Origin of the sequence: Pseudomonas sp. B111 (assembly GCF_026428275.1) — a bacterium.
Lineage (GTDB): Bacteria > Pseudomonadota > Gammaproteobacteria > Pseudomonadales > Pseudomonadaceae > Pseudomonas > Pseudomonas aeruginosa.
On the sequence record NZ_CP097857.1, the window covers coordinates 2,917,571 to 2,934,854 of the forward strand.

Here is a 17,284-nt window from a genome sequence, read left to right on the forward strand (position 1 = left end):
GCGAGACGCACGCCGGCAGCTCCACGGCTGCCGGCGCGGCGCGGGCGGCCCTCCGAGGATCGCCGCCGACCATACGGGTCCCCCCGGTGTCGCGCCGATTTGCCTCCGCCCGGCGTCGGGCGCAGACTTCAGCGTCCATTCGCGTAGCCAAGCATGACCGAGCCTCTCCCTTCTTCGTCCCTGGGCCCCGCCCTGCGTCGCTGGCGCCTGCTGCATCGGGTCAAGCAAACGCATGCCGCCGAATTGCTCGGCGTGGCGCAATCGACCATCTCGCGCTGGGAGTCCGGTACCCAGGCGCTGCTGGTGGAGGAACGGGCACGCCTGGAGCGTCTGCTCGGCGCCCGCCTGGAAGCCGCCGCCGACAAGGCACTGGCCCGCCTGGTCGAGGCCAACCCGCAACCCGTGCACCTGATCTGCGACCTCACCCATCGCCTGTTGGCCTGTTCGCCGGCACGCGCCGCGCAATTCGGCGTGCCTCTCGGCGAACTGCTCGACCGTTCGCTGTGGCCCTATTGCAGCGAGGAAATCCTCCGCCAGGAAGCCACCCTCGAGGAACTCGGCTGGCGCGAACTGCTGGCACCGCCGGCGCTGGAGTTCGCCAGCGGAGCGAACGCCTCGGCCATCGTGCCGATCCGACGCAGCCGTTGCCGCTGGACCCGCATGACCCTCTCGGATGGACGCGCGGTACGCCTGGTGGAAACCCTCTGAACGTCGCCGCGGATATTTTATCCATGGACCTTCAGCACCGCCGCGCCTAGGCTTGCAGGCTCGTTTCACCGGTAGCGGAGCCCGCGCCATGTCCCTCGAACTGCTGAGCAACCGCCTCGAATTCCTCCGCGAAGCCGAACGCCTGAAAGACGTCCTGCGCTCCGCGCACACCTCCTCCGGCCGCCCGGAAAGCACCGCCGAACATAGCTGGCGGCTTTGCCTGATGGCACTGGCCTTCGAGGACCAACTGGCCGGCCTGGACCTCGGCAAGGTTCTGCGCATGTGCGTGGTCCACGACCTCGGCGAAGCGATCCACGGCGACATCCCCGCCGTCGAGCAAGCGGCGCACCCGGACAAGGGCGAACAGGAACGCGCCGACCTGTTGCAGCTGACCCGTCATCTGGACACGCCACTGCGCGATCGCCTGCTCGCCCTGTGGGACGAATACGAGCGCGGCGAGACCGCCGAAGCCCTGGCAGTGAAAGCGCTGGACAAGCTGGAAACCCTGCTCCAGCACACCCAGGGCGATAATCCGGCGGACTTCGACTATGCCTTCAACCTCGACTACGGCCGTCGCTATACCGACCGCGCACCGCTGTTCAAGACCCTGCGCGAGCTACTCGACGCCAGGACCCGACAGCGCCTCGCAGCTCGGCGCGACGCCTAGCGTGCGCCCACCCGGGCAGCGTTACCAGCGCCACCGCCTACGTAGCTCGCCATGGCTACAGGGAAGCGGCTGGCACGTTTCCCACCGACCGGGGCCTGTCCTGCACGCCTCAGTAAAGGCGCGCCTTGATCAGCGGCCGCAGCAGGTAGTTGAGCACGCTGCGCTTGCCGCTGAGGATGTCCACCTCGGCGACCATCCCCGGAATGATCGGCAATACCTCCTCGCCGCGCTTCAACTGGCTGCCATCGGTCTTGATCAGCACCTGGTAGTAGGACTCCTTGCCATGCGGGGTGTCCTCCTCGATGGTGTCGGCGCTGATCTGCTCCAGGGTGCCCTTGAGGTCGCCGTAGATGGTGTAGTCGTAGGCGGTGATCTTCACCTTGGCCGGCATGCCGGGAACCAGGAAGGCCACGTCGCGCGGCTTGATCTTCGCCTCCACCAGCAGACGCTCCTCTACCGGGATCACTTCCATGATCGGCTCGCCGGGCTGGATCACCCCGCCGCGGGTGTTGATCAGCACGGTGTTCACCCGCCCGCGCACCGGCGACAGGATCTCGGTGCGGCGCAACTGGTCCTGGCGCTGCTGGACGATCGGTTCCAGGGCGCTGAGATCGGCCTTGCGCTGGGCGCGCTCGGTATAGGCATCCTGGAAATAGGTGCTTTTCAGCTCGGTCAGCTTGCCGCTGAGGGTGGCGATGTCCTGGCTCAGCTTGAGCGCCTCCATCTGGCTCACCGCACGCTTGGCCACCAGCGGGCGAACCAGGTCGAGCTGGCTCTGCGCCAGGTGGATCTGCCGCTGGATCGCCTGGGTGCCCTCCACCAGTTTGTCGCGGCGCGACTTGAACAGCTCGCGTTCGGAACGCGCCAGCGGCCCCTCGGGATCGACGTCCGGCGGGAACTCGATGCTCTTCTTGCCGAGCACCTCGGCGTCGAGCCGGGCAATGGCCGCGCGCAGCACGCTGGCCTGGTTCGCCGACTCCTGGAAGTTGGTGAGGAAGCGCGTCTCGTCGAGGCGCACCAGCGGCTGGCCGACTTCCACCAGGTCGCCCTCCTTCACCAGCAGGCGGTCGAGGATGCCGCCCTCCAGGCTCTGGATCTTCTGGATGCGACTGAACGGCACGACCCGGCCGTCGCCGCGGGTCACCTCGTCCAGTTGCGCCCAGGCCGCCCAGCCGATGAACAGCAGCACGCAACCGAGCAGGGTCCAGAGCAGCGGCCGGTAGACCGGGTGGGTAGCCGCCAGCAACGGGTCGGCCAGTTGCCGGCGCAGGGCGGCGGCGTCGCGTTCAGAGTCCATGGTTGCCTCCTTCGGCGGCCTGCGGTGCCTGTACCTGGTTGCCCTGCACCACCTGCTCCAGCGGGCCGTCCATGATCACCCTGCCCTGGCGCAGGACCACCGCACGCTCGACCAGGGCGAGCATGCTTTTCTTGTGGGTGGTGATGACCAGGGTGCGCTTGCCCAACCATTGCTGCAGGTAGTCGATGACCTGTTTCTCGCTGCCCTGGTCGAAGGCCGCGGTCGGCTCGTCGAGCAGCAGGATCGGAGGGTCCTGTAGCAGCACCCGGGCCAGCCCGACGGCCTGGCGCTGGCCGCCGGACAGGCTGGCATTGCCCTGGATCGGCATGTCCAGCCCCAGCGGGTGGCCGCGGACGAAGGCGCCCAGGCCGACCCCGTCGAGGGTCTCCAGCAGTTCCTCGTCGCCCAGCGCGGCGTTCTCCAGGTTGAGGTTGTCGCGCAGGCTGCCATGGAACAGCGCCACGTCCTGCGGCAGGTAGCCGATACCGCGCTGGCGGTCGGCCGGGTCGATCTGGGTCAGGCTGACGTCGTCCAGCAGCAGGCGTCCCGCCTGCGCGTCGAGCAGGCCGCTGAGCAGGCGCAGCAGGGTCGACTTGCCGGCGCCGTTGCCGCCGAGCAGCGCCACCCGCTCGCCGGCGCGGATGTTCAGGGCCTGCACGTCGACCACCGGCGGGCTGTCGCCGTGGGCCAGGCGCACGCCCTCCAGGCGGTAATGTCCCTGCAGGCGCTCCTTGTGCACGAAGCGCTTGCCCTGGGGGCGCTCCTGCTCGGCGCTCATCAGTTGGTCGAGGCCTTCCATCGCCACCTTGGTGTGCTGCCAGCGACCGAGGATGCCGGCCGCCTGCGACAGCGGTGCGATGGCCCGCGAGGCGAGGATCGAGCAGGCCACCAGGCCGCCGACGGTCATCGCGCCCTCGCTGATCCGATAGACGCCGAAGACCACCACGCCGACGTAGCAGAGCTGCTGGACGATGCTCGCCGAGTAGCTCAGGGTCGAGGCCAGGGTATGGGTCTTCATCGCCGTGCCGGCCAGTTCGCCGGTCAGGGTTTCCCATTGGTGCAGGCAGCGGCCTTCGGCGCGGGTCGCCTTGACCGTCTCCAGGTGCTCGAAGGCTTCCAGCAGCACGCCGTTCTTCATCGCCCCTTCGCGCAGGTTCTGCCGCGACAGGTGGCCGAGCAGGCGCTGGGTCAGCAGCCCCGGCAGGATCATCAGCACGCAGGCCACCAGCGGCACCCAGACCACATGGCCGCCGATCACGGCGATGATCAGCAGGAAGATCGCCACGAACGGCAGGTCGCTGATCAGCGCCGCGCTGGACGAGGTGAAGAACTCGCGCACCGACTCGAACTCCCGCACCTGGGTACTGAAGGCGCCCATCGACGCCGGCTTGGCGGCGACCCGGGTGCTCAGCACGCGGGAGAACAGCAGGGTCGAGAGTTGCAGGTCGAGGCGCTTGCCGAGCACGTTGAGCAGGTGGCCGCGCATGATCCGCAGGACCCCGTCGAGGACGATCGCCAGGGCCACGCCGCTGGCGAGGATCCACAGGGTGTCGAACGCCGCGTTGGGCACCACGCGGTCGTAGACCTGCATGGCGAACAGTGCCGAGGCGACCGCCAGGACGTTGGCCACCAGCGCCGCGGCGGTGACCTCGGCGTAGGAACGCCAGAGCCGCTTGAGCGGGCCGAAGAACCAGTGCTCGGGCAAGGCGCTGGCGTAGTCGCCGACCCGCCCGTCCGGCCGGTAGCGACACTTGGCGAAGATCGCCGTGCCACTGTACAGCGCTTCCAGCTCGGCCAGCGGCATCCTCTGGCTTCCGCCGTCGCTCTGCGGCACCAGCACCTCGGCGTGCTCGCCGTCGTTGCCCACCAGCACCAGGGCGCGGCCGTCGTCGAGCAGCAGCAGGGCCGGCAGCAGGTAGCGGTCGATCCGGCGCAACGGCTGGCGGGTGACCTGGGCGGTGATGTCGGCGCGGCGCAACGCGCGGGCCACCAGGTGCAACGGCAGGCGACCGTGCTCCAGCGGCATGCCGTCCACCAGTTCGGCGTCGCCGAGTGGCCGGCCGAGCTGCCGGCAGAGCAGCAGCAGGCCCTGGCGCAACGGGTCGACGATGGGGTCGTGGTTGAGGATCACGACGTTATCCGGGGTTTTCTCAGCTTCCATGATTCAGCCGGTTCTCCAATAGCGGACCCAACAGGCCGACTTGCGCGGCCGCCCGATACTCGATGCGCTTGCGTTCGATCCGCAGGTTGATCAGTTGCCGCTCTGCCTCGAACCGCTCGCGCTGCACGTTGAGCAGGTCGATCACGTCGCGCCGGCCAACCTCGAACTGTTCGCGATACAACTCGCCGACCTGCTCCGACTCGGTCACCTGCTGGGTCAGCGACTGTTCCCGCCAGCGCAGCGTGTCGCCGTTGTCGAAGAGGTTCTGCAGTTGCCGGCGGATGTCGCGCTGCATCGCGTCGGCGCTCCATTTCGCCGATTCCAGGCGCTGCTGCGCGGCGGTCGGCCGGCGGAAGTTGGAAAGCCCCTGGAAGGTGTCCATGCGGAAGCGCAGGGATACCACCGAGTCGCTTTCCGGATGCCCGCCGATCTCCCGGCGCAGCGCGCTGGCCTCCAGGTTCAGTTGCGGCAGCAGCGACGCCTTGGCCTCGCGGACCTCGGCCTCGGCGACATTGGCGTCCTCCAGGGCCTTGCGCTGCAAAGGCGATTCGCGGATCACCCGCGCCATATCGCTGGCCGCCAGGTAGCGTTGCAGCGACATCGGCTCGGGCTCCACCAGGTCGGCGGGCTCCTGGCCGACCAGGATCGCGTACTGGTTGCGCGCGTCCTGCAGGTTGCCCTTCTCCAGCGACAACTGCTCCTGGGCCCGCGACAGTTCCAGATTGGCGCGATCCAGCTCGCTGCGGTCGGCGTAGCCGTCGCCGCCGCGCGCCTGGGTCATCTCGCGGATGCCGTCGAGGCGCTGGATGTGTTCGCGCACCACCTCCACCCGGCGCTCCGAGGCGAGCACGTCGAGGTAGGTCTCGACGATATCCAGCGCCGCGTCGTCGCGCGCCACCAGCACCGCCTCGGACAGCTTGCGCTGGGTCGCGCTGGCGCTGTCGACCTTGCTCGTCACCCGCCCCCAGTCGTACAGCATCTGCGACGCGGTGAGATCGTAGACGATCTCGCCGAAGTCGAACTCCTGCGGCCCTCCGGACATCGTCACGGAGGGGTAGTACCCCCCTTTGGCCATCTCCACCTCGGTGCCTGCGCGGTCCGCTTCGGCCATCGCGGATCGTACTTCCGGGTGGATCGCCAGCCCTGCCCTGACCGCCTGGTCGAGGGGCATGGCCGACGCGAACATCGGCAGGCCCAGGGAAAGGAGCCAGATGGCTCCCTTCCCATGCCGCCGTCCCTTGCGCGCGTACTGCCTGCGCCCGCGCATCAGACCACGACCTGTACCGTGTTGTCCTCGATCAGCAGGGTGGTACTGCCGAAGGTGTAGACGTCGTAGGTAATGCCGTTGATCAGTTGCGTGGTACCGGTATTCACCGCGCCCACCACGTTCAGGGTGTCGTTGTTCTCGCCGGTGATCTGCAACGTGTTGTTGGCATCGGTGATGGCATCCACCTCCGCCGCGGTCAGGGTCAGCACGCTACCCGAGTCGCCCTTGCCGAGGTCGATGCGCTCGAGGTTGGTGAGCGTGCCGACGCCGACGGCGTTGTAGTCGAGGTCGATGCCGTTGGCCAGGACCAGGGTGTCGAACCCGGCGCCGCCATCGATGCTGACGAAATCGGTCGCGGTGATCTGGATGGTGTCGTTGCCGTTGCCGGCCACCACGTGATCGCCGGTGCCCACGTTGAAGATCAGGTCGCTGCCGTCGCCGCCGTTGATGTGCTCCGAACTGCCGTTGGCGCCGGACAGCACGTCGTCGCCGGAAGTACCGTTGACATCGATCTGGCCGATATTGAGCGACAGTCCGTTGGGGGTCAGGGTGATCCCGTAGGCGGCGCTGTCGTTGCCGTTGCTGTCGGTGGACACCAGGTTGAACGAGATCTGCGAGCCGAGGTTGAGGATGTCGGTGATGTTCAGCCCCAACTGGGTGAGGATGGTCGGGCTCAGCAGGTTCAGCGAGAAGTTGCCGGACGAGTCCGCCTGGATCGGCAGCAATTCGACGTTCAACGCCGGGGTGATGACCCGGATCACCACGCTGGAGTTGGGCTCGGTGGTGCCGCTGAAACCGAAACGCGGGTTCAGCGGGTTGAGGCTGACGTCGAGGCCGAAGTTACCGATGGTCACCGGTTGCTCGATGCTGGTGCCGATGCCGATGCTCGCCGTGTTGCTCGGGTTGCCGGCCGGGTCGCGACCGACCACCGACACCTGGGCATTGAGCAACTGGTCCCAACTGAAGTCGACGTCCAGATCGGTGAGCAGGTTCAGCGACGCCAGCCCGCTGTTGTCGGCGGTCACCGTGGCGGTGGCGGTCGCCCCGCCGATGTCGACGGTGACCGTCAGCTCGGTGCCCGGCTCCGCCGAAATGGTCAGGATGTTGCCGGCCAGGGACAGCACCGGGGTCGCCGGCGGAATGGTGTCGATGGTGAACGGCACCGGGGTCGACGCGGTGCCGCCGTTGATGTCGGCGGTGACGGTCGAGGCGCCCTCCGGGAACGGGCCCATGCCGCCGGGAGGCGTCAGGGTCAGGGTCAGGTTGCCGGCGGCGATGTCGCCGGCGGTGAGGGTATGGCTGACCTCGGCCTCGTAGCCGTTCTGCCCGGCGAACTTGACCGTGACCACCTGGCCGACCTGCATGGTCGGACGGACCGTCACATCGACCTGGATGCCGTCGCCGATCTCCGCGGCGTTGATCCAGGTATCGGCGGCTTCCGGCACGCTGATGGTCGGCGGCGCCAGGTCCGGCGCGTTGATGGTGGCCGGCCCGCTGACGTTGCCGGCGGCGTCCACGGCGACCCCGGCGATCAGCTCGCCGGTGATCAGCGGCGGCGCGAACGGCAGGCTGAAGTTGCCGGCGCCGTCGACGGTGACCGTGATCGGGTTGGCGGTGTCGCCGTTGACCACGATACGCACCTGGCTGTTCGGCTCGGCGGTGCCGGTCAGCAGCGCGCCGTCGGCGCTGATGCTCAGCAGCGGAGCGGATGGCGCCACCGAGTCCACCGTGGTGCTGGCCGGACCGCTGGCGTTGCCCGCGGCGTCCTCGGCGACGGCGTTGATCACCGTACCGTTGGCCAGCGGCGTGCCGGGGGTGAAGGTCCAGTTGCCGCTGCCGTCGGCGGTGGTCTCGCCGATCGGGTTGCCGTTGCCATCGGTGAGGATCACCTTGGCGCCGACCTCGGCGGTCCCGGTGATCACGCTGCCGTTGCTGGCATTGATCACCGGCGTGGCCGGAGCCACCGTGTCCACCGTGGTGCTGGCCGGGCCGCTGGTATTGCCGGCCGGGTCCTGGGCCACGGCGTTGACCACCGTGCCGTTGGCCAGCGGCGTGCCCGGCGTGAAGCTCCAGTTGCCGCTACCGTCGGCAAGGGTCTGGCCGATCGGGTTGCCATTGCCATCGGTGAGGATCACCCGGACGCCGGGTTCGGCGGTGCCGCTGAGTTCGACACCATTGCTCGGGTCGATCACCGGAGTGGCCGGAGCCACCGCGTCCACCGTGGTGCTGACCGGACCGCTGGTGTTGCCGGCGGCGTCCTGGGCCACCGCGTTGATCACCGTGCCGTTGGTCAGCGGTGTGCCCGGAGTGAAGCTCCAGTTGCCGCTGCCATCGGCGGTGGCCTGCCCTATCGGGTTGCCGCCGCCATCGGTGAGGATCACCGTGGCGCCGGCTTCGGCGGTACCGCTGATCACCGTACCGTTGCTCGGATCGAGCACCGGGGTGGCCGGGGCTACCGAGTCCACCGTGGTGCTGGCCGGGCCGCTGGTGTTGCCGGCGGCGTCCTGGGCCACCGCATTGACCACCGAGCCGTTGGCCAGCGGTGTGCCCGGGGTGAAGCTCCAGTTGCCGCTGCCATCGGCAGTGGCCTGGCCGATCGGGTTGCCGCCGCCGTCGGTGAGGATCACCGTGGCGCCGGCTTCCGCGGTACCGGCGATCACGCTGCCGTTGCTCGGGTTGACCACCGGGGTGGCCGGGGCCACCGCGTCCACCGTGGTGCTGGTCGGGCCGCTGGTATTGCCGGCCGGATCCTGGGCCACCGCATTGATCACCGTGCCGTTGGCCAGCGGCGTGCCCGGGGTGAAGCTCCAGTTGCCGCTGCCATCGGCGGTGGCCTGGCCGATCGGGTTGCCGCCGCCATCGGTGAGGATCACCGTCGCACCGGCTTCCGCGGTACCGCTTATCTCGGTGCCGTTGCTCGGATCGATCACCGGCGCCGCCGGGGCCACGCCATCCACCGTGATCACCGCCGGCGCACTGTCGACATTGCTTGGGCTGCGCGCCACCACGTTGACCACCGTGCCATCCGGCAGCGGGATGCCTGGAGTGAAGGACCAGTTGCCGCTGCCGTCGGCGGTGACCTGGCCAATCGGGTTGCCGTTGCCATCGGTGATGATGATGGTGTTGCCGGCGTCCGCGGTGCCGCTGATCACCGAGCCGTTGCTCGGATCCACCTGCGGGATCGACGGCAGTGAGGAATCCACCGTCGTGGTAGCGGGAGCGCTGGTATTGCCGGCGGCGTCGCTCGCGGTCACGTTGACCACGGTGCCGTTGGGCAGTTGCGAGCCGGGCGTGAAGCTCCAGTTGCCGCTGCCATCGGCGGTGGTCTGGCCGATCGGGTTGCCGTTGCCGTCGGTCAAGGTCACGGTGCTGCCCGGCTCGGCGGTACCGTTGAGCAGGTTGCCGTTGCTCGGATTGACCACAGGCGTGTTCGGCGCCACCGCGTCCACGGTAGTGCTGCCCTGCGGGCCGGTATTGCCCGCAGGGTCCTGGGCCACGGCGTTGACCACCGTGCCGTTGGCCAGCGGCGTGGCGGGCGTGAAGGTCCAGTTGCCGCTGCCGTCGGCGGTGGTTTCGCCGATCGGGTTGCCGTTGCCGTCGGTGAGGATCACCTTGGCCCCGGCCTCCGCGGTGCCGCTGATGGTCGTGCCGTTGCTCGGATCGATCACCGGCGCCGGCGGCGCCACCGCGTCCACCGTGGTGGCGGCCTGCGGGCCGGTATTGCCGGTCGGGTCGGTGGCCGTGGCGACGATCACCGTGCCGTTGGCCAGCGGCGTGCCCGGCGTGAAGCTCCAGTTGCCGCTGCCGTCGGCGGTGACCTGCCCTATCGGGTTGCCGCCGGCATCGGTGAGGGTCACGGTGGCACCGGCCTCGGCGGTGCCGCTGATGACGACGCCGTTGCTCGGGTTGATCACCGGCGCCGGCGGCGCGCTGGAATCGACGGTCACCGTCGCCGGCGGGCTGCTGTTACCGGCGGCGTCCTCGGCCACCACGTTGACCACAGTACCGTTGGCGATCGGCGTGGACGGGGTGTAGGTCCAGTTGCCGCTGCCGTCGGCGGTGACCTCGGCGATCGGATTGCCGTTGCCGTCGGTGAGAATCACCGTGCTGCCCGGTTCCGCAGTGCCGCTGAGGCTGCTGCCATTGCTCAGGTTGACGGTCGGCGTGGCCGGCGCGATGGCGTCCACGGTAGTGCTGCCCTGGCCGCCAGTATTGCCGGCCGGGTCGGTAGCGGTGGCGTTGACCACGGTTCCATCCGCCAGCGGCGTGGACGGGGTGAAGCTCCAGTTGCCGCTGCCGTCGGCGGTGACCTGCCCGATCGGATTGCCGCTGCCATCGGTCAGGGTCACCGTGGCGCCCGGTTCGGCGGTGCCGCTGATCTCCGCGCCGTTGCTCGGATTGACCACCGGCGCGGCCGGCGCCACCGAGTCCACGGTGGTGCTGGCCGGAGCGCTGGTATTGCCGGTCGGGTCGCTGGCCGTGGCGTTGACCACGGTGCCGTTGGGCAACGGCGTGCCCGGTGTGAAGCTCCAGTTGCCGCTGCCGTCGGCGGTGACCTGGCCAATCGGGTTGCCGTTGCCGTCGGTCAGGGTCACGGTGGCGCCCGGCTCGGCGGTGCCGCTGAGCGTGGTGCCGTTGCTCGGGTTGACCACTGGCGTGGCCGGTGCCACGGCGTCCACGGTGACGCTGGCCGGCGAACTGGCGTTGCCGGACGGGTCGGTAGCCGTGGCGTTGACCACCGTGCCGTTGGGCAACGGTGTGCTCGGGGTGAAGGTCCAGTTGCCGCTGCCGTCGGCGGTGACCTGCCCTATCGGGTTACCGTTGCCGTCGGTCAGGGTCACGCTACTGCCCGGCTCGGCGGAGCCGCTGAGGGTCGTACCGTTGCTCGGATCGACGGTGGGCGTGGCCGGCGCGACGGCATCCACGGTAACGCTGGCCGGCGGACTGCTGTTGCCGGCGGCATCTCTGGCCACCACGTTGACCACGGTACCGTCCGGCAGCGGGGTGGACGGCGTGAAAGACCAGTTGCCGTTGGCATCGGCGGTGGTCTGGCCGATCGGATTGCCATTGCCGTCGGTCAGGGTCACGCTGCTGCCCGGTTCGGCAGTCCCGCTGAGTTCGCTGCCGTTGCTCGGCTCGACCACCGGCGCGCTCGGCGCCACGCCGTCGACGGTGATGGAGGTCGCCGGGCTGCTGTTGCCGGCGGCGTCCCTGGCCACCACATTGACCACGGTGCCATCCGGCAGTTGGCTACCGGGGGTGAAGCTCCAGTTGCCGTTGGCATCGGCGCTGGTCTGGCCGATCGGATTGCCGTTGCCGTCGGTGATCACGATGGTCACGCCCGCTTCCGCCGTACCACTGAGGACGCTGCCGTTGCTGGCATTGACCTGGGGCGCGTCGGGGAAGTCAGGGGCTTCGGCGGTGACCGGGGTGCTGCTGTTGCCGGCCGGGTCGGTAACGATCACCGTCACCGTCTCGCCATTGGTCAGCGGCGGGTTCAGCGGAGCGGTGAAATTGCCGTTGGCATCGGCGATCACGGTGAGGTCCGGCTTGCCGTCGCCATTGGTATCGATGCCGACGCTCGCGCCGGCCTCGGCCTGGCCGCTGATGCTGCTGCCGTCAGGCGCTATCTTCAGGCCGCTGGCCGCCTTCGGCGGAGTGGTGTCCGGGGGCACCGAAGAACCGCCGCCGCCACCGCCGCCGCTGCTGTTGGAAATCGCCACCCCGGCGCCGATGGCCGCCGCACCGACCAGCAGCGCAGTCCCTGCGCTCATGCCACCGAGCACACCGGCGCCGGTCAGCGACTCGAAACCGGCCAGGCTTTCCTGCGGGATGTAGCCGGCCATCAGCGGCCCGTCGGCAGCGACCGGCGGCAGATCTACCGCCACCAGCTTGTCCTTGTCGGCCAGGAACAGTTGGCTGGAAGGCTGGCCTTCCGCATAGAAGTTGGCGATGCGGACGCTTTCCCCGGTCTTCAGCTGGACGATCAGGTCCGAACCGCTCTTCGAGTATCCCGCCACCGACTCCGGTGCGACATCGAGCGCGATATTACTGCTCTGGGAGAGTTTGAGTATCCCGTTTTCCGGAACCTCGACGGCAGCCGCAGAAGAAATACTCTGATCGATAGGGGTAACTTTCGCCTGGATCGACATTTCCGACATTCCTCTTGTCAAGCAGCGACCGAACGGCCGCACCATGTAATCCAGAAATAGCAGCTTTTAAATAAAAGGCGAGTCTGACTTTATATATAACGACTAAGAAAACCCCCATGAAAAATTCAATTTAGATAACCCCTGGAAAACATGCAGCCATTTAGCCATCACACGCCTATCTAATTGATAAACAATATATAATCAAAAAGTTATAATACTTTATAAACAACCCCCATCACCTGGCACGGCAAATCGACTAAATAACCCAGCGGGCAAATATCAGAACTCTACGATGCGTATTTCATAAAAAACCGGGAGAAATGAAATAGCACTTCCCGGCACCTCGTAGTTCGTCGGCGCGAGGCGACGGCAAGACGACCCCGACAGTTCCAACGGAAAGCATCGCCGGGCATCCCGCGAAGCGGCCTTCATCGTCCTGCAATCAAAGCGTCATCGTCACGATGCCAAGTTATCCAACCGATCCTCTCCCGCGAGCGACCATGCATCACGGTATCTCCCCGCCCCAGGACGCCGACCTGTTCGGCCTGATCTACGGTTTCCGTTTCCGCCCCGGCGAAGCGGGGCGGGAAATCGACTCGGCTACCGCCCTCGCCTGCCTGCGGCAGGCTCGCGAGGAGGCGCCGGACGAGTTCCTCTGGCTGCACCTGAACCTCGCCCATGCCGCCTGCGAGCGCTGGATGAAGAAGCATCTGGAACTGCCGGAGTATTTCTTCGAAAGCCTGCGCGAGGGGTCGCGCTCGACGCGCATCGAACACGTCGACTCGGCGCTGCTGGCAGTGGTCAACGACGTGGTCTTCAACTTCGGCCTGGTCTCTTCGGACGTGGCCACCCTGTGGGTCTGCGCCCGTGGCCGGCTGCTGGTCAGTGCACGAGCGCAACCGCTGCGCTCGGTGGACAAGCTGCGCTCTTCGGTGAAGCACGGCGAACCTTTCCGTTCGCCCCTGCAGTTGCTGATCCACCTGTTGCGCGACCAGGGCGACGTGCTGACCCAGATCGTCCGCGAAACCAGCGTCGCAGTGGACCGCATCGAGGACCAGCTACTGGCCCTGCGCCTCTCCGCCAACCGCGCCGACCTCGGCGCCATGCGGCGCGTGCTGGTACGCCTGCAACGCCTGCTGGCGCTGGAGCCCGGTTCGCTGCTGCGCCTGCTCAACCGACCGCCGGAATGGCTACAGGATGCCGACCTGCGTGAGCTGCGCGAAGCCACCGAGGAGTTCTCCCTGGTGATCAGCGACCTGACCGCCCTGGGCGAACGGATCAAGCTGCTGCAGGAAGAGATCGCGGCCAAGCTCAACGAACAGAACAACCGCATCCTCTTCACCCTGACCATGGTCACTGTGCTGGCCCTGCCGATCAACATCGTCGCCGGCTTCTTCGGCATGAACGTCGGCGGGATTCCCTTCGCCGACGATCCTGAAGGCTTCTGGATCATGCTCGTGCTGGTCGCCAGCTTCACCTTCCTCGCCGGCCGCTGGGCCTTCCGCAAGCGCGGCGACTATTGAGCGTGGACAACGCCGGCGGACAGTGGTTAGGTTGACCGACCACCGTCAGCCGGACCTTCCATGAGCCTTTCCCCCGCCGATCTCAAGCAACTCCAGGCCGCCAAGAACCTGCTGGAGAACCCTGGACTCACCGCGCAACTCACCAGCCTGCTGGGCACGCCGATCGAATACGGCCTGAAGAAGCTGCCGCGGAAGGTCAACGAGAAGCTCGGTTCGGTGATCGAGGGAGCGCTGCTGAAAGTCGCCCGCTCGGCCACCGCCACTCTCCAGGAAAACGCCAGCGGTCAACCGGCGAACCGCCTGCATACCCTCGGCGCCGCCGTTTCCGGTGGCGTCGGCGGCTTCTTCGGGCCGCTGGCGATGCTGGTCGAGGTGCCGGTCACCACCGGCATCATCTTCCGTTCCATCGCCGACATCGCGCGCAGCGAGGGCGAGTCGATCAGGGACATGGACACCCTGATGGCCTGTATCGAAGTCTTCGCCCTCGGCGGCAAATCCGCCTCGGACGACGCGTCGGAGTCCGGCTACTACGCGGTGCGTACGGCGCTGGCCCAGCAGGTCAAGGCGGCCGCCGACTTCCTCGGCAAGGACGCCGGCAGCAAGAAGGCCGCGCCCATGCTCCTGGCCCTGGTGCGCAAGGTCGCCGAGCGCCTGGGCGTGCAGTATTCGGAAAAGCTCGCGGCGCAGATCGTGCCCATCGTCGGCGCCCTCGGCGGCGCGGCGATCAACACGGTGTTCATGAACCATTTCCAGGCCATGGCGCGCGGTCACTTCGTCGTCCGCCGCCTGGAGCGCCACTACGGCAAGGATGTGGTTCGCGACGCCTACGCCCTGCTGCCACGGCGCGGCTGAGCATGCCGGCCCACGCGGTCAGCCTGGCGCCGGGCGCGGCGGCAGCGACGCGCCAGGTGTTCAGCGCCGTTTCGCTCGCGGCGGAGCCTCGCGCGGAGCCCGGCTGGAGCCGGGCCCCGCGCCGACTCAGAGCGCCAGGCCGGGGTTGTACAACGGGCGGAAAGCGCAATGGGTGGTGCCGGCGCTCTGGTTGTAGAAATAGTAGCGGCGACAGTCGTTGTCGTAGTTGCTGGTGCCGACGTTGATCCGGTACGGACCGAAGCTGGCTCCCTGCAGGGAAACGAAGGCGCCGTTGTAGAGCAGCGAGAAATGCAGGTGCGGTCCGGTGGAGCTGCCACCCTCGCAGAGCGCGGTGTTGATGTTGCTGGCATAGACGCCGAGCTTGGTGTCGGCGCTGACCTGCTGGCCGTTGCTCACCTGGATCTGGTCCATGTGGTAGTAGTTGGTCGCCCAGCCGCTGGGGTGGGTCACCCGTACCTGGCAGCGCGACAACACCCGTACCGTGCCGGCGTGGGCGGCGACCACGCTGTAGGTCGCACTGCCCCAGCGCGGCCAGTCGTAGGACGCATCGAAGGACGAGTACGGATAGCCCGAGCCGGTGTTCGAATGCGCTCCGTTGGGCTGCCAGGAATAGCCCTGGCGCCAGGGCAATTGCATCAGGTTGGATGGCGGCGCCAGCGCGGCCTTCGCCTGGAGTTGCCGGACCACGCGGTTGCGCGGCTGCAGGAGTTCCGCGGCCGGGGTGCCGAACAGGCGCTGGAAGGTCTGCGCGTAGGCGCCGAGCGGATTGCCGCCTTGCACGGCGGAGGCCTTCGCCCCCTCTCGCAACAGACCGAGCAGCGCGGCCGATGCCGCGTTCAGGCCGTCCTCGCCGACGGCCTTGCGCGCAGCCGCCTGGCGCAACTGGTATTCCTCGAAACCGTAGTAGCGCCGCGACAACTGCTGCAACACGTCGCGTACCTGGGCATCGAAGCCGCGTTTCGCCGACAGCCGCCCCAGCGGCGCCGCCAAGGCGCGCTCGTCCGGCGCACCCAACGGCCCGGACTGCATGACCATCAGGGTCAGCAACACTTTCGGGTTGATGCTGTAATAGCCGCTCCAGTGCTCCAGGTATTCGCTTTTGTCGCGCAGCGCCGGCGCGTTCAAGGCCAGATAGGCCTCGAGGTCGAACGCCTCGGCGTCGCGACCGTAGAGGAACAGTTCGTCATTCAGCGGCAGGGCCACGCTGGGCAATTGCAACTGGCCGAGTAGCTCCGCCGAATAGCGGAAGGCCGGCAGGCCATCGTCATGGGCGTTGGCCGTGCCGCCCACGGCGAGCGCCAGCAGGGCGAAGAGGAACGGCGAGCGCGGGCTCGCCAGGGCGCGGGATCTTTTGTGCTGCATGGGTAGCTCCTGGTCATCGAAGGGAAACCTTGAAAGCCAGCAGCCCGGCGACATCGCCTCCGACGGGATAGCCTGGTCCGCTCCGCCGGTATTTCGCCCAGGCCGGGTTGCACGCCGCAGGACCGTGCAACGCCGTCACCCGGGAAGACAACTATCAGCTTTTGCAGTAAATCCGGTGCCCCGCTCCATCCGGCGGTAAAGCGTGCGGCAGCGCACCACAACCGAGCCGAATCGATCACAGAACGCCAGGCGCCGGAAATACTTCGATACAGTCTGCGCGCGCTCAGCGTTCCTCGGTGGAGGAGCCGTCGAGCGGATCGCGACGTGCCAGCTCGGCTTCGTCGAGGCCGTGGCCAGCGCCGATCTCGTTGCCATGCACGACCCTCAGGCGCTTGTCCGCGGGCGATTCGCCACCGCGCTCGGCCGGCGAGCGGGCACCGCTTTCATCGATCAGGGTCTCCGGCGCCAGATCGTCCATGCCGACGTTATCCTGGTAACCGTCGTCCTCGTCCGGCTGCCCGCCGGCGTGGCCCGCCTCGCGTACCCGCCGCGGGGAAAACTCGGCTTCCACCTCGGCCTCGGGCCGCTCGTCGCCGATCCGTGCCTTGCGCGCCTGGCGGCGCTCGTCGAAATCGAGTTCGCGTATCGAACCCATGCGGTCCTGAATGTCGTCGATTTCCTGGGGTGTGGTTTTCCGTCGTGTAGCCATGGCGACCTCCGTTACGAATGGCGAGCGCGCACCGCGAATGGCGCAACGCCCCTGTCCGGTCGACCGGCGAGGCGCCAGAAGATTCAGGAAATCCAACCGACGGCGGCTGCCTCGCTACCGCGGTGGCGGGCAAAAAAAAGCCGGATCGGCCCGGGGCGGGCTGGACGATCCGGCGTAATCGAAGCGCGGGACGTCGCGCACCTTGCCGCCGGCACGGGCGGGAGGTGGCGCACAGCGTTTCGCAGGGAATGACCACGGCATCGGCCGGTGGTCCAGGGGGAGTCAGGTCGGCACGGCTTCCTCGAGATAGTCGATGGCCTGGCGCACGGTCTCGATCCGTTCCGCATCGTCATCGGCGATCTCGACGCCGAACTCCGCTTCCAGGGCCATGACCAGTTCGACCACCTCGAGCGACTCGGCACCGAAGTCGTTACGGAAATCGCTGTCCAGCCGGATGTCGCATTCCTCCACGCCGAGCCGGGCGGCTACCAGCTTCCTCACTCTGGTCTCGATGTCGTCCATGCATTGCGGTCCCACTGCCCGGCCCTGGAAAAAAGTGCGGCTA

Annotated in this window: 11 protein-coding genes; 4 read left to right on the forward strand and 7 right to left on the reverse strand. The window is 67.8% G+C overall.

The window, feature by feature from the left end:
- The first annotated feature begins 153 nt into the window (after positions 1-153).
- Together M6E97_RS13470 and M6E97_RS13475 are read left to right on the forward strand one after the other, a co-directional pair.
- Positions 154-708: a helix-turn-helix domain-containing protein gene (locus M6E97_RS13470; protein WP_003117666.1), complete on the forward strand. Its 555-nt coding sequence runs from the start codon at positions 154-156 to the stop codon at positions 706-708.
- 88 nt (positions 709-796) lie between these two features.
- On the forward strand, positions 797-1,375 hold the full coding sequence (locus M6E97_RS13475; RefSeq protein ID WP_003110488.1) for an HD domain-containing protein: 579 nt from the start codon (positions 797-799) through the stop codon (positions 1,373-1,375).
- Positions 1,376-1,484: 109 nt separating this feature from the next.
- Here M6E97_RS13475 and M6E97_RS13480 read toward each other — a convergent pair whose 3' ends face one another.
- From M6E97_RS13480 to M6E97_RS13495, 4 genes are read right to left on the reverse strand one after another with little or no spacing between them, the layout of a single operon-like run.
- Positions 1,485-2,672, reverse strand: coding sequence for an HlyD family efflux transporter periplasmic adaptor subunit (locus tag M6E97_RS13480; RefSeq protein WP_003139884.1), 1,188 nt, complete (start codon positions 2,670-2,672; stop codon positions 1,485-1,487).
- Positions 2,662-4,833 carry a type I secretion system permease/ATPase gene (locus M6E97_RS13485; protein WP_003088105.1) on the reverse strand — a complete coding sequence of 724 codons (2,172 nt, stop codon included), beginning with the start codon at positions 4,831-4,833 and terminating at the stop codon, positions 2,662-2,664. Before M6E97_RS13485 ends, M6E97_RS13480 begins: the two co-directional genes overlap by 11 nt.
- Positions 4,823-6,100, reverse strand: a complete 1,278-nt coding sequence (locus M6E97_RS13490) for a TolC family protein (protein ID WP_003088104.1) — start codon at positions 6,098-6,100, stop codon at positions 4,823-4,825. The genes M6E97_RS13485 and M6E97_RS13490 overlap by 11 nt, the downstream gene beginning before the upstream one ends.
- Positions 6,100-12,252: an Ig-like domain-containing protein gene (locus M6E97_RS13495; protein WP_174217742.1), complete on the reverse strand. Its 6,153-nt coding sequence runs from the start codon at positions 12,250-12,252 to the stop codon at positions 6,100-6,102. The genes M6E97_RS13490 and M6E97_RS13495 overlap by 1 nt, the downstream gene beginning before the upstream one ends.
- A gap of 500 nt (positions 12,253-12,752) precedes the next feature.
- Here M6E97_RS13495 and M6E97_RS13500 point away from each other — a divergent pair, with 500 nt between their 5' ends.
- Positions 12,753-13,775, forward strand: coding sequence for a transporter (locus M6E97_RS13500; protein ID WP_003088098.1), 1,023 nt, complete (start codon positions 12,753-12,755; stop codon positions 13,773-13,775).
- 60 nt (positions 13,776-13,835) lie between these two features.
- Positions 13,836-14,627, forward strand: coding sequence for an EcsC family protein (locus tag M6E97_RS13505; RefSeq protein WP_003106675.1), 792 nt, complete (start codon positions 13,836-13,838; stop codon positions 14,625-14,627).
- Between the two features lie 126 nt (positions 14,628-14,753).
- Here M6E97_RS13505 and lasA read toward each other — a convergent pair whose 3' ends face one another.
- The 3 genes from lasA to acpP form a co-directional block, all read right to left on the reverse strand.
- The gene (gene lasA / locus M6E97_RS13510) at positions 14,754-16,010 is read right to left on the reverse strand and encodes an elastinolytic metalloprotease LasA (protein WP_034005401.1); all 1,257 of its coding nucleotides are present in this window, start codon (positions 16,008-16,010) and stop codon (positions 14,754-14,756) included.
- Between the two features lie 283 nt (positions 16,011-16,293).
- On the reverse strand, positions 16,294-16,719 hold the full coding sequence (locus M6E97_RS13515) for a hypothetical protein (protein ID WP_003088094.1): 426 nt from the start codon (positions 16,717-16,719) through the stop codon (positions 16,294-16,296).
- Between the two features lie 282 nt (positions 16,720-17,001).
- Positions 17,002-17,241 carry an acyl carrier protein gene (gene acpP, locus M6E97_RS13520; protein ID WP_003132735.1) on the reverse strand — a complete coding sequence of 80 codons (240 nt, stop codon included), beginning with the start codon at positions 17,239-17,241 and terminating at the stop codon, positions 17,002-17,004.
- Positions 17,242-17,284 lie beyond the last annotated feature (43 nt).

Coding starts and splice junctions, on each gene's coding strand:
- M6E97_RS13470 (WP_003117666.1), top strand. CDS start 154: ATGACCGAGCCTCTCCCTTCTTCGTCCCTGGGCCCCGCCCTGCGTCGC.
- M6E97_RS13475 (WP_003110488.1), top strand. CDS start 797: ATGTCCCTCGAACTGCTGAGCAACCGCCTCGAATTCCTCCGCGAAGCC.
- M6E97_RS13480 (WP_003139884.1), bottom strand. CDS start 2,672: ATGGACTCTGAACGCGACGCCGCCGCCCTGCGCCGGCAACTGGCCGAC.
- M6E97_RS13485 (WP_003088105.1), bottom strand. CDS start 4,833: ATGGAAGCTGAGAAAACCCCGGATAACGTCGTGATCCTCAACCACGAC.
- M6E97_RS13490 (WP_003088104.1), bottom strand. CDS start 6,100: ATGCGCGGGCGCAGGCAGTACGCGCGCAAGGGACGGCGGCATGGGAAG.
- M6E97_RS13495 (WP_174217742.1), bottom strand. CDS start 12,252: ATGTCGATCCAGGCGAAAGTTACCCCTATCGATCAGAGTATTTCTTCT.
- M6E97_RS13500 (WP_003088098.1), top strand. CDS start 12,753: ATGCATCACGGTATCTCCCCGCCCCAGGACGCCGACCTGTTCGGCCTG.
- M6E97_RS13505 (WP_003106675.1), top strand. CDS start 13,836: ATGAGCCTTTCCCCCGCCGATCTCAAGCAACTCCAGGCCGCCAAGAAC.
- lasA (WP_034005401.1), bottom strand. CDS start 16,010: ATGCAGCACAAAAGATCCCGCGCCCTGGCGAGCCCGCGCTCGCCGTTC.
- M6E97_RS13515 (WP_003088094.1), bottom strand. CDS start 16,719: ATGGCTACACGACGGAAAACCACACCCCAGGAAATCGACGACATTCAG.
- acpP (WP_003132735.1), bottom strand. CDS start 17,241: ATGGACGACATCGAGACCAGAGTGAGGAAGCTGGTAGCCGCCCGGCTC.